Genomic DNA, 11,768 nt, shown 5'->3' with positions numbered 1-11,768 from the left:
GGGGGAGGCGGGTCCGGCGGGGTCGATGCATACGGGCGGCCGGTGCTGCTGGCACTGACAGGTGACGGCGGTATCGGCAAGAGTGTGCTGCTCGGGCAACTGCTCCAGCGGCTCGAACCCGGGAAGGGCGCGGTGGCGTTGCTGTCCTGCGCGCAGTTGCCGCCCGACACCCTGCGCCATGGGTTCGAGAGCGCCGACCGGGCGATCGGCGAGGCCGTACGGCCCGGTGGCGGGAAGGGGATCATCGACCTCCTCGCCCGGCTGCGCGCCGCGTACGGCGAGGTCACGCTGCTCGTCGACACCCTCGACCTGGTCCTCGACGCCGGGACGCTGCCGGGACTGTCGTCGGTGCTCGGTGCGGCGCTGGAGCTCGGCAACGTCGTCATGACCTGCCGCGACCTTGAGTACCGCGGGCATCTGCGGTATCCCGACCGGAGTGCGCCCCGCCTGGCCGGCCGGCTGGTCGAGCATCCGATGCCGCTGCTCTCGGAGACCGAGATCGTCGACTGGGCGCAACACCACCTGTTGCGCGGCGCCGCGGGGAGCGGCGGGCTGACTCCGTCCGATCAGGCCTTCCTCAGTGTCCTCCGGGGCCGGGTCGCCGTGCCCGGCGCGCTCCGCCGGATCTGCGCGCTGCCCGTGCGGCTGGCGATGGCCTGCGAGGTCTATGCGAACAAGGGTTACATTCCAGAGGAACTGACGACAAAACAGCTCTTCGGGGACTACTGGCAGGCCAGGATCCGGACCAGCGGGGGCCTGCCGGCACCGGACAAGGAGCGGGCGGTCTACGCGCTCGCCGAGCTGCTCCTGACCCGGGAGGGCGTGCTGCGCGTCCAGGTGCCCAAGGGGGAGCTGGACAGGCGACTCAGCGAGGACAGGGCACTCGCCGAGGGGATGGCGCAGGCCGTCAGCGAGGGTCTGGTCCTGGACGGTGAAACGTACTGGGAGTTCTTCCACCAGAGCTTCGGCGAGTACGCGCACGCACGCTGGCTGCTCAGGCAGGGAACACACAGCGTCGCCATCACCGAACTGGTGCGGGCGCTCAACTCCGGGCACAGCAACCTGTGGCCTCTCGCGACCTCCCTGCTGTCGCAGGTGGCGTCGTACGACGACTTCCGGGAGCTGGCAGGACGCCTCCCGGCCGACACCACGGAGGCCGCCAGGACGCAGGTCGTGACCTCGCTGGGGCGCGCCGAGGAGGACTCCCTCGCCGGTGTCCTGGAGCGGGTCGGTTCCAGCCCGACCCTGATGCGGCGCGTGGCCCTGGACCTGGGCGAGGCCCCGGCCAGGCATCTCCTCGCCGCGCACAACGCACTGGTCAAGGCGGTCGGCGACCATCCGGTCGGGCTGGCCGGGCCCGTGGCCAACGCACTGGCGAAACTCCTGGCCCGTACACCGGAGGACCTGCTGCCGGCCCGGCTCGGGGAGGCATTGACGGCTGTCTGCGCCGCGCGCCAGCACCACGACCAGGCCGGTCAGGTCGTCTGGCAGAACCATCCGCAGCGGCTGCTGACCGCGCTCCCGGGCATCGAGGAGCAGGGCCTCGAACCGGACCCGGGCACGACACGGCAGGAAGTACCGGACGAGGTGCTCGCCGTTCTGCGCGAGCACTATCCGAGGCTGGGCGATCTGGCGCGCCGGACAGCGGTCCTCGCCCATCTGCACGGCCCGCTGTCGGCGGAACAGACGGCGGAGTTCGCTGCTTCCGTCCTCACGGTCGCCTGCCCGCCCTCCCTCGGCGACGACGACGCCGTACGCACCATGCGGCTGTTCTGGGAGTGCCCGGCGGTACGGGAGCAGCAGGGCTGGAGCACCTGGCGGCAACTGCTGGCCGCGAAGCTCCCCGGTACCTGGGACAACGCCCAGGTGAGACTGGTGGCCCGGCTCGGTGCGGCGGACCCTGATGTCCGTACAGGCGTGGTGAGCGACATCCTCGAACGCGGTACGGAGATGACCCGGCACGTCAACGTCCTCGGTCACCTGACCGCGGAACACGCCGAGTGGCTCGCGGAGCAGTTGCTGGCAAAGGACTTCAAGGACCCCCGGAGCAGCGAGGGCCTGTCCTCCATCGCCTACTGCCTGCAGAACGCCGTGCTCCTGCCGGAGACCCGGCTGCGCCTGCTCAGAGCGCTGGACGCCGTCCGCACGGCGGCCCCCAGAAACGTGTGGCCGGCCCAGGTCCTGTTGGCCGGCGACCTGGTCGAGGAACATGTGCGGATCCTGAACGACCTCGACCAGTACCAGCACCAGCACGAGGGCATGCGGCCGGCCCGCCGGGAGGACGCGCCTGTCAGGACATCGGCCGCTGACACTGCGGGCGCCGGGCCGAGCCTCCGGACGGACGAGGCAGCTGAGGCGGCCGGGGTGGCGCCGCATGTGGTGCACAGCATGCTGAAGTCATGGGCGAACAGTGGCTCCACGACGGTGCTGACCGCCATCGTGGACCGGCTTCGCGGGCTGATGACCGGCCCGGGCGGCGCGAACCGTGCGAACGGCGCGAAAGGCCGTAACAGCGAGATCGTCCAGACCAGGGCCAAGCTGGAGAGCCGGCTCGTACACCTCGACGAGACGGCGCGCGCATGGCTGTCGGCCGCCCTGAACGGCGAGAGCCCGGCCGTGGCAGGGACGGCGGTCAAGACCCTTCAGGAGCTTGAGGACCTGCCGTGGGGCGAACTGACGCCTTGGCTGTGCGAGTTGCTCCGCAGCCCGCACACCGACGCGGCCATGCGGCTGACGAAGATCCTTCTGGACCCGTCCCGTGTGGTCGACGCGGTCTTCACCGAGCACGCGATACCACTGCTCGGGACCGCCACCGCCCGTATGCGGCGGGCGGTGGCGAACGACGAGGATTCCAACCTCATCAGAAACCTCCTGAAACTGGTCATCCGGGTGGACGAGCACGCGACGCTCGGGCGGGACGAGGTGATGGAGGTGTACAAGATCACCCGGAGCCGTCTGCCGGACGCGCCGCAGGATCCGGGCAGCGCGTCCGCCGTCCCGGGATCAGCCGCGCCCTCCGCCGAGCGTGAACGCGTCCGGGAGCGGAGCGGCTGGTACTCAGCCGCTCTCCAGGACGTCTCCACCATGTGCGGGGCCCTCCTCGGGACCCGGCTCAGCCGACCGGAAATCCGCGGCCTGCTGACCGAACTGCTGACCGCGATGCCGGAGCAGATCGTGAGCGGGACGGTTCGCAAGAGGGCCACGACCCTGCTCAAGGGGGTCGGCCACCGCGACCCGGAAGGGCTGGACTGGCTGGACGGCCTCTTCGTCCGTACGGACCTCGCGCTCGGCATCAAATACGCGATCGCCGACGCGGTCCTGGCCATCGACGGCATACGGCGAGATGGCCGGGCCGAGGGACTGCTCACCCTGCCCGGCGGTCCGAGCGACCTGGGCGACCTGGGCGACCTGGGCGACCACATCCGTTACGAACTGCGTAACTGCGACTAGCGGCTCCGCCTTCGAAAGAGGCGGCGTTCAGGCGGTGATCTGCTGCCCGGCGGCGTGTACGAAGGCCTCGACGGCCCGCCGGGCGTCGTCACCGCTGCGGTGGCACTCCTGCTCGTCGTCCGCCTTGTGGATCACGCTCACCCGGTCCAGCGCCTCCTCGGCCAGCCGGACGAGGTCGGGTGCCTGGGCCACGAGCCGGATCCGGAAGAGTTCCTGACGCGCCACTCCACGCAGCCGGTAGGACTCGATCCGCGCTTCCGCGGCCTCCGCGCTGCCCGGGTTCTCCTGGGCCCGGTGCCAGCGGTCGAGTTCGCCGCGTCGGCAGTGCGCCAGCGAGGCCGCGTACGCGCTGTACGCCGCCATGCGTTCCTCCTGCAGGAACCGCCACCGGGCGAACCGCTCGTTGCGAATGGTCATCCGCTGCTGCACGACGTAGCTGAAGCCCACGCCGAGAAGGGTCCCGACGACGGCGACCACACTTGTGAGAACCGCTTCCATCCCTGGATGACAGCACGTCGGCCGGGCCGCTGAGAAGACCGCCCCGTCCGACGACCGGCCGGGCCACCGGTCCGCCCGCACCCCGCCCATGAGGCAACCCGCGGCGCCGCGGACGCGTCCCTCGCAGGCATGGGACAACGCGCGCAAGCCGCCGCAGGATGTCTGACCGTAGCCCTCGGAGTGAGCGCGGGACTGGTGGTGTGGGCCGTCAGGGCCCAGGGCCGGGTCCGCCGCTTCGAGCAGGGACCCGACTGGAGCGTCTTCTACGCCGAACTGCCGTTGCTGGTCATCACCGGGACCGCCGTCGGTCTGGTCCTCTGGGCGGTTCTGCGGGGCGTCGGGTCCCGGCTCAGGCCTCGCCGCTCAGCCCCTCCGGCTCCGTGAGCACAGGGCCTCAGTCGACGTACCGCTTGAGTTCCTCGGTGTCGAGTTCGATACCGATGGGCGCCGGGAGGGAGAGCTTCGCGCCGAAGGGTTTCTTGTCGGTACTGCGGTAGCCGACGCCCGGGGCCGGATCGCCGTACAGCGTCACCGAGCAGTCGTCGCGGTCGATCAGCAGGTAGTACGGGATCCCGGCATCGGCATGGCCGAACGGCTTCTCCTCGCGGTCACGCCGGTGGGTGTCCGCGTCGTAGGAGGTCACCTCGACCGTCATCATCACGCCATTGGTGTCGGCCCAGTCCCCCTTCCCCGCGAACGTTCCACGGGGTGCGAGCACAGCGTCGGGGAGCGCCCGGCCCTTGCGGTACTTCTCGATCCGCAGGCCCAGCTCCCCACCTCCGTACAGCCACAGACCCGTACCGGCCAGCAGGCAGCACTCCTGCAACCACCTGATGACCTCACTGTGGTTGCCGTCCGTCATGCCCTTGATCCCGATCCGTCCGTTGATGAACTCCAACCTGACGGCTTCGAACTCCTTGGCGACGAACGCAGCGAGCTTCTCGAATTCCTCTACGGTCATCGGGGACATGTGCTGCGCCATAACCGTCATGGTGCCCTCCTTCGCAGGCGTGCACCAGCTTGCCGAGGCATGGGTGTGCTGTGCCTGGATCGGCCACCTGCTCATCCGAACGAGTGATCAGCCCGTTGTTCTCCGCCCGACCTCGACCCTCAACCCCTCCAACCCCCTGATCACAAAGTTCGGCTTCCGAGCCGGTTCCTCCGCCAAAGTCAGAGTCGGCGCCCCCCTCAGCAGCGCCCCCATCGACGCCCCCAGCTCGATCTTCGCCAGCGGAGCCCCGATGCAGTAATGGATGCCCGCGCTGAAGGAGATGTGCGGGTTCTCCGGGCGGGTCAGGTCCAGGCGGGCCGGGTCGGCGAACACCGCAGGGTCGTGGTTCGCCGCGCCGAACAGCAATGCCACTTCACTCCCCCTCGGGATCACCGTGCCGTCGATCTCGATGTCGTCCAGTACCCAGCGTTCGAAGAGCTGGAGCGGGGTGTCGTAGCGCATCAGCTCCTCGACGGCGGAGGGGATGAGGGAGTGGTCCGCGCGCAGCGCCGCCAGTTCGGCCGGGTTGCGGAACAGGGCCCACCAGCCGTTCACCGTCGCGTTGACCGTCGCCTCGTGGCCCGCGTTCAGCAGGAGCACGCACGTCGAGATCATTTCCTGTTCGGTCAGGCGGTCGCCCTCGTCGTACGCGGCGATCAGGCCCGAGATCAGGTCCTCGCCGGGCGCCGTGCGGCGGGTCGCGATCAGCCCCCGCAGGTACTCCGTGAATTCCGTCGACGCCCGTACCGCCTTCGCCGCCGTCTCCTCCGACGGGCTCAGCTCGTACATGCCGCAGATGTCCGCCGACCAGGGGCGCAGGGGCGCTCTGTCGCTCTCGGGGATGCCCAGCATCTCCGCGATCACCGCCACCGGCAGCGGCTCCGCCACATCGGTGAGGAGGTCGCCGCCGCCCGCCTTCACCAGGTCGGCCACCAGATCGCCCGCCAGCCGCTCCACGTACGGCTTCAGGGCCTCCACCGTGCGCGGGGTGAACGCCTTCGACACCAAGCGGCGGATACGGGTGTGGTCCGGCGGTTCCAGGTCCAGCATGCCGTGGTCGTTGAGCGTGTGGAACGGCTCGTGTTCCGGCGGGGGTGCCGTGCGGCCGAAGTCCTCGTGGGTGAAGCGGTGCTGGTAGGTGCGGCCCAGGCGGCGGTCGCGCAGCAGCGCCGAGACGTCCGCGTGGTGCGGGACCAGCCACTGGTCGGTCGGTTCGTAGTGCACGACTCTGCCCCGGGCGCGCAGTTCCGCGTACGCGGGGTACGGGTCTGCGAGGAACTCCGGGTCCCAGGGGTTGAAAGCGGGGTCGGGTGAAGCTGCCATGCACGGACGCTAGCCCGAGCCGCACCCATCTGACCAGGGATGTCTCACCGGAGGGTGGGCAGAGTTCCCTTCCGGTACACCGGGCCCGGCTGGGATACGCGGAATCCGTGAGCTCTTGACCCGCCCGGTGATCCCCGGCTTAGGGTGGCCGCCCCCGAACAGGAGTACCCCACCCATGACCAGCCTGTACGTGCGGGAGATCACGCGCGAGGAGCATCTGGCCCACCTGCGGCGCTCTCCCGACGTGAGCCATCTCCAGATCCCCGAGTGGGGCGGCGTGAAGCCCGACTGGCTGCCGGAGAGCATCGGCTGGTTCGAGGGCGAGCCGACAGGCGGGGCCACGGGCGATGTCATGGTCGCTGCCGCACTCGTCCTCTACCGGCCGATGCCCGGCACCCGGCGCTACCTCGCCTACCTTCCCGACGGGCCCGCCATCGACTGGCGGGCACCCCGGCTGGAGCGCTGGCTGGACCCGCTCGTCGCCCATCTGGAGCGGATCGGGGCGTTCTCGGTACGGATCGGGCCGCCCCTGGTCGTACGCCACTGGGACCCGGCCACCGTGGCGGCTGGCCTCGCCGACCCGGGCGTACGGCATCTGCGCGAGCTGCCCCCCGCGGGCATCGACGGCTACGCGCTCGACGCCGCCGAGCGGCTGCGGCGGCTCGGATGGCGGCCGTGCGAGGAAGACGACGACAGCGGGGACGGCAGCGGCTACAGCAGCGGGTTCGGGCTCGGCCAGCCGCGCTACGGCTGTCACATCCCGTTGGCCGGGCGCTCGGAGGACGACCTGCGCGACGCCCTCGCCCCGCACTGGGAACAGGCCCTGCGCACCTCGGAGTCGGCGGACATCACGGTCTCCTGGGTGTCGGACTACGACCTGCCCGAGTTCCACCGCCTGTACACCGCGACCGCCGCCCACGACGGCTTCAAGGCACGCCCCCTGGACTACTTCCAGCGCATGTGGCAGGCCCTGAACGCCGAGGACGACGACCGGCTCCGCCTCTATGTCGCCGAGTACGAGAACGAGGTGCTCTCCGGCGCCCTCATGATCAACGTCGGCTCCCGGGCCTGGCACTCGTACCCCGCCTCCGGCCGCCGGGGGCGCCAACTCCGGCCCAGCAGTGCGCTGTTGTGGCGGATGCTGTGCGACGCGCTGGCCTCGGGCGCGGAGACGTACGACCTGCGCTCCATCACGCCCGCCCTCACCGGGGACCGCCTCGTCGGCCGGCTCCACTTCAAGACGGGGGCCGGCGGCCGGGCCGTGGAGTACCTCGGGGAGTGGGAACGACCGGTGGGCAGCCAGGGCAGGATGCTGCAACGGGCGCTGGGGGTCTACCTCGGCCGCAGATGACCCCACCAATGGGCCCTACCCCGGCGTCACCAGCCGCGCCTCGTACGCGAACACGGCCGCCTGAGTACGGTCCCGCAGCCCCAGTTTCACCAGGATCCTGCTGACGTGCGTCTTGATCGTCGACTCGGCGACCACCAGCCGCCCGGCGATCTCCACGTTCGACAGGCCCTGCGCGATGAGCACCAGCACCTCGGTCTCCCGGTCGGTCAGATCGCCGTACGCGGCCTGCGCCCCCGGCATCAGCCGCGGCGCCTCGGAGAGCTTCGAGAACTCCGTGATCAGGCGCCGGGTGACCGAGGGCGCCAGCAGAGCCTCGCCGGCCGCCACCACCCGTACCCCGTCCGCCAGTTGACGTGCCGACGCGTCCTTCAGCAGGAAGCCCGACGCGCCCGCCCGCAGCGCCTGGTACACGTACTCGTCGAGGTCGAACGTCGTCAGGACCAGGACCTTCGCCGAACCGTCCGCCGCGACGATCTCCCGGGTCGCCTCGATACCGTTCAGTTCGGGCATCCGGATGTCCATCAGTACGACGTCCGGGGCGAGTTCGCGCACCCGGTCCACCGCCTCGCGGCCGTTCACCGCCTCGCCGACGACCTCGATGCCGGGCATCGCGTTCAGCAGCACGGAGAAGCCCTCACGGACCATCATCTGGTCGTCCGCGATCAGCACGCGGATCGTACCGGCCCTGCCGTTGGTACCGGTGGTGCTCATGCCCCCTCTCCGTCCTCGACCGTGACGCTCGCGACGGGGAGGAAGACCGTGACCTCGTAGCCCCCGTCGGCGGCCGGGGCCGCCGTCATCTCACCGTTCAGCATGGAGACGCGTTCACGCATCCCCGTGAGCCCCTGGCCCGCGCCCTCGGTCGGCGTCTGCTTCACGAACGACACCTCCCCCGCCGGGCCGTTGACGATTCGCAGCCCCAACCCGCCCAGTACGTAACCGATTTCGACCCGCGCGCTCGCTCCCGGTGCGTGCCGGAGCGTGTTGCTCAGCGCCTCCTGCACGATCCGGTACGCCGACAGCTCGACGCCCTGCGGGAGTCCACGCACCGCGCCCGTCACCACCTTCTCCACACCCAGGCCCGCTTCCCGCACATTGGCGAGCAGCGCGTCGAGGTCGGCCAGGGTCGGCTGCGGGGCGTCGGGAGCCGCGTAGTCCTCCGCGCGTACGACGCCCAGGACCCGGCGCAGTTCGGTGAGCGCGGCCACCGCGTTCTCACGGATCGTCGCGAAGGCCTTCGCCAGCTCCTCGGGCGGGTCCTCCACCCGGTAGGGCGCCGCCTCCGCCTGGATGGCGACGACCATCATGTGGTGCGCGACGACATCGTGCAGCTCACGCGCGATGGTCGTACGCTCCTCCAGCAGCGTCCGCTGGGAACGCTCACGCGCGGTCACCGTCTGCTGCGCGGTCACCTCCTCCTCGGCGGCCCGGCGCACATGCAGCACGGTCACCACGAGCAGGGACAGCGCGGCGAGGAAGAGGAAGGGCACCGCGTTGCTGCTGAAGTAGTGGTAGCCGAAGAGGCCCTCGGCGCCCATGGCGTACACCGCCGTCAGCGCCCACATCCAGGCGGCCGTACGCGGCCGGGTCCGGGCGGCGACGACCGTCAGCACCACCAGGTGCGCGACGAAACTCGCGGGCTTCCAGGGGTAGTCGCCGCTCATGTAGTCGCCGCCCCAGTCGTGGCTGAGCACGGCGACGACCGGGATCGAGACCAGGGAGAACCAGAAGGCCCCCACCGGCCGGACCAGCGTCAGCAGGATCGGCCCCAGCGAGAAGACGGCTATCGCCAGTGTTTCGATCAGGCCGCCCCAGCTGCCCTCGATGGTGACCAGCAGCGCCAGCATCGCGGCCGCGCCCACCAGGGCGTGCGGCGCCCAGACCGCGTACGGGCGCAGCCGCCCGGGCAGCACCTGGGCGATCCGGCCGGGCCGGCTGCGCGGGGGCAGCGGCCGGTAGGCGAAGGGGTCGTGGAACAGGTCCGCGCGCAGTCCCGCCAGCGCGTCCATGGCCACCCGGAACTCGGGGCTGCTGAACAGAGCGTCGTCCCCCCGCTTCGGCCCGGGGGTCGTCTGCATGTGATTCGTCTGCGTGTGATTCGTCTGCGAGTGGGTCGTCTCAGTCACATACAGCACGGTAGGCGGCGGGCGGGCGGCGGTCGTCAGCAGTGAGAGGGGTTCTGCGCCGTCCGTCTCAGGTACTACGGGGAACCCGGAAGGAACAGGAAGGACCACCACGGGCTCACCAGGCCAACTGGGCGATCTCCTCCGCGACCACCGCGCAGGCGTCCGCGACCGGGTCGATCAGCGGGAAGTGCCCGACGTCCGCCAGCAGCGTCACCCCGACCACCTCACCGGCCTTCGCCGCCGCGTCCGCGTACGACTCGGCGACGATCTCCGGTAGGTCGATGTCGGCGCGCCCCTGTACGAGGGTGGTCGCGATGCCGGTCGGGACCAGGAGGGCCGGGTCGGCGTAGGGCTGACGTTCGGCAAAGTGGCCTTCCCCGCCCAGGAGTTGGCGTACGGCGTCGGAGCAGACGTCCAGCTTCGCGGCGACACCGAAGTCCGCGACCGGGGCGAGGGCGACCACGCCGCGCAGCGGGGCCGGACGGGCCAGGAACCAGGGCGCGTCGGCGGGCAGGAGGTGCCGGGCCGCGACCCAGAGGGCCAGATGCCCGCCCGCCGAGTGCCCGGTGACGACCGTACGGCGGGGGTCGGCCTGCGGGAGGTGGGCCGCCGCGAGCGCGGGCAGGGCGTCCAGCGCCGCCGCGACATCGTCGAAGGTGTCGGGCCAGCGCCCGGCGACGGCCGGGTCGTCCTCGCCCCGCCGGTACTCCACGTTGGCCACGGCGAACCCGCGCCGGGCCAGGAACGCGGCGAACGGCGTGATGTGCCGGCGGTCGTACGGCGCCCGCCAGGCACCCCCGTGCAGTACGACGACCAGCGGCGCGCTCCCGTCGTCCGGCCGCGACTCGGGGCCGCGCGGGGCGTAGAAGTCGATCACCTGGTCGGGATGACCGCCGTACGCGGCGGTGGCGTCGGGGTCGACGGGCGGGTGCGAGAAGGCCGACTTCTCCTCCTCCGCCGCGCGCGCGGCCACGGCAAGGGCCTCCGCGGCACCGTGCTCACGTGCTACGGCATCGTCCGGCATGCTCCAACCTCTCAGCGACGTAACAGATTTGGCGGACCTGGAGAGAATTCGGCCGTTGTCGGGACGCTATCAGGCCGCGTGACGTGCGCCGACACACGGAAGTCACCCCCAAGGACAGCGACGGCCGACGCGTACGTCACACCGGCCGCCGCTGATTCAGGTCCGCGACGGTCAGCCGACGACGACCTCACCCAGCACCCGGGCCGCCCGCTCCACGTCCGCGAACCCGACGTACAGCGGCGTGAACCCGAACCGCAGTACGTCCGGCCGCCGGAAGTCGCCGACGACGCCCCGCTCGATGAGCCGCGCCATCACCTCCCCGGCGTCCGAACACCGCAGCGCGATCTGGCTCCCGCGCTCGTCGTGCGCGGCCGGCGTCACACACTCGACGCGCCCCTCCGGGACGTACTCGTCGACGCACTCCAGGAAGAAGTCCGTCAGGGCAAGGGACTTGGCGCGTACGGCGTCGATGCCGACCCCGTCCCAGACGTCGAGGGCCGCCTCCAGGGCGAGCATCGAGAGGATGTCCGGCGTACCGACCCGCCCGCGTGTCGCACCCGGGGCGGGGGCGTACTCGGGCCGCATGCCGAAGGGGTCGGCGTGCGAGGTCCAGCCGGGCAGGGGTGAGTCGAACCGCTCCTGGTGCGCCTGGTTCACGTACAGATAGGCGGGCGAACCGGGCCCACCGTTCAGGTACTTGTACGTACACCCCACGGCGAGGTCCACCCCGTGCTCGTCCAGCGCGACCGGCAGGGCGCCCGCGCTGTGGCACAGGTCCCAGACCGCCAGGGCACCGGACGCGTGGATCGCGGCGGTGAGACCGGGCAGGTCGTGCAGTCGCCCGGTGCGGTAGTCGACGTGGTTGAGCAGCACGGCGGCGGTGCGCTCGCTCAACTCGCCCGGTACGGCGCCCGGTTCGAGCGCGCGCAGGGTACAGCCGGTCATCCGGGCGGCGGACTCGGCGATATAGCCATCCGTGGGAAAGGTGGTGACGTCGCAAAGAAT

The 11,768-nt window shown here is 71.0% G+C and carries 10 protein-coding genes; 3 read left to right on the top strand and 7 right to left on the bottom strand.

Annotated elements, in window-relative coordinates:
* Positions 1–3,450, top strand: a 3,450-nt coding sequence (locus AOK08_RS21810; protein WP_206743404.1) for an ATP-binding protein, incomplete at its 5' end; no start/stop codon positions are given.
* Between the two features lie 27 nt (positions 3,451–3,477).
* Here the strand turns inward: AOK08_RS21810 and AOK08_RS21805 are convergent.
* The gene (locus tag AOK08_RS21805; RefSeq protein WP_063794110.1) at positions 3,478–3,948 is read right to left on the bottom strand and encodes a hypothetical protein; all 471 of its coding nucleotides are present in this window, start codon (positions 3,946–3,948) and stop codon (positions 3,478–3,480) included.
* 129 nt (positions 3,949–4,077) lie between these two features.
* Between AOK08_RS21805 and AOK08_RS21800 the strand changes: the two genes are divergently transcribed.
* Positions 4,078–4,332 (top strand): hypothetical protein, encoded by a 255-nt coding sequence (locus AOK08_RS21800; protein ID WP_055528791.1) that lies wholly within the window; start codon positions 4,078–4,080, stop codon positions 4,330–4,332.
* Between the two features lie 10 nt (positions 4,333–4,342).
* Here the strand turns inward: AOK08_RS21800 and AOK08_RS21795 are convergent, their stop codons facing one another.
* The gene (locus AOK08_RS21795; RefSeq protein ID WP_055528789.1) at positions 4,343–4,939 is read right to left on the bottom strand and encodes a Uma2 family endonuclease; all 597 of its coding nucleotides are present in this window, start codon (positions 4,937–4,939) and stop codon (positions 4,343–4,345) included.
* Positions 4,940–5,026: 87 nt separating this feature from the next.
* Complete coding sequence (locus AOK08_RS21790) at positions 5,027–6,262, bottom strand: cytochrome P450 (RefSeq protein WP_055528785.1); 1,236 nt, start codon at positions 6,260–6,262, stop codon at positions 5,027–5,029.
* A 175-nt stretch (positions 6,263–6,437) separates the two neighbouring features.
* Here AOK08_RS21790 and AOK08_RS21785 point away from each other — a divergent pair, with 175 nt between their 5' ends.
* Positions 6,438–7,613, top strand: a complete 1,176-nt coding sequence (locus AOK08_RS21785) for a lipid II:glycine glycyltransferase FemX (RefSeq protein WP_055528777.1) — start codon at positions 6,438–6,440, stop codon at positions 7,611–7,613.
* 15 nt (positions 7,614–7,628) lie between these two features.
* On the opposite strand, the gene AOK08_RS21780 is transcribed toward AOK08_RS21785, so the two are convergent.
* The 4 genes from AOK08_RS21780 to AOK08_RS21765 all read right to left on the bottom strand — a co-directional run.
* Complete coding sequence (locus AOK08_RS21780) at positions 7,629–8,324, bottom strand: response regulator transcription factor (protein ID WP_055528774.1); 696 nt, start codon at positions 8,322–8,324, stop codon at positions 7,629–7,631.
* Positions 8,321–9,691: a sensor histidine kinase gene (locus tag AOK08_RS21775; protein WP_055528767.1), complete on the bottom strand. Its 1,371-nt coding sequence runs from the start codon at positions 9,689–9,691 to the stop codon at positions 8,321–8,323. Before AOK08_RS21775 ends, AOK08_RS21780 begins: the two co-directional genes overlap by 4 nt.
* Positions 9,692–9,854: 163 nt before the next feature.
* Positions 9,855–10,763, bottom strand: a complete 909-nt coding sequence (locus tag AOK08_RS21770) for an alpha/beta hydrolase (protein WP_055528761.1) — start codon at positions 10,761–10,763, stop codon at positions 9,855–9,857.
* Between the two features lie 171 nt (positions 10,764–10,934).
* A partial coding sequence (locus tag AOK08_RS21765) for an aminotransferase class V-fold PLP-dependent enzyme (protein ID WP_055528759.1) occupies positions 10,935–11,768 on the bottom strand: 834 nt, incomplete at its 5' end.

The organism is Streptomyces graminilatus (assembly GCF_001418565.1).
In the GTDB taxonomy this organism is placed as follows: Bacteria; Actinomycetota; Actinomycetes; order Streptomycetales; family Streptomycetaceae; genus Streptomyces; species Streptomyces graminilatus.
This window is presented reverse-complemented; position numbering and strand designations above follow the sequence as displayed.

Coding starts and splice junctions, on each gene's coding strand:
- AOK08_RS21805 (WP_063794110.1), bottom strand. CDS start 3,948: ATGGAAGCGGTTCTCACAAGTGTGGTCGCCGTCGTCGGGACCCTTCTC.
- AOK08_RS21800 (WP_055528791.1), top strand. CDS start 4,078: ATGGGACAACGCGCGCAAGCCGCCGCAGGATGTCTGACCGTAGCCCTC.
- AOK08_RS21795 (WP_055528789.1), bottom strand. CDS start 4,939: ATGACGGTTATGGCGCAGCACATGTCCCCGATGACCGTAGAGGAATTC.
- AOK08_RS21790 (WP_055528785.1), bottom strand. CDS start 6,262: ATGGCAGCTTCACCCGACCCCGCTTTCAACCCCTGGGACCCGGAGTTC.
- AOK08_RS21785 (WP_055528777.1), top strand. CDS start 6,438: ATGACCAGCCTGTACGTGCGGGAGATCACGCGCGAGGAGCATCTGGCC.
- AOK08_RS21780 (WP_055528774.1), bottom strand. CDS start 8,324: ATGAGCACCACCGGTACCAACGGCAGGGCCGGTACGATCCGCGTGCTG.
- AOK08_RS21775 (WP_055528767.1), bottom strand. CDS start 9,691: ATGCAGACGACCCCCGGGCCGAAGCGGGGGGACGACGCTCTGTTCAGC.
- AOK08_RS21770 (WP_055528761.1), bottom strand. CDS start 10,763: ATGCCGGACGATGCCGTAGCACGTGAGCACGGTGCCGCGGAGGCCCTT.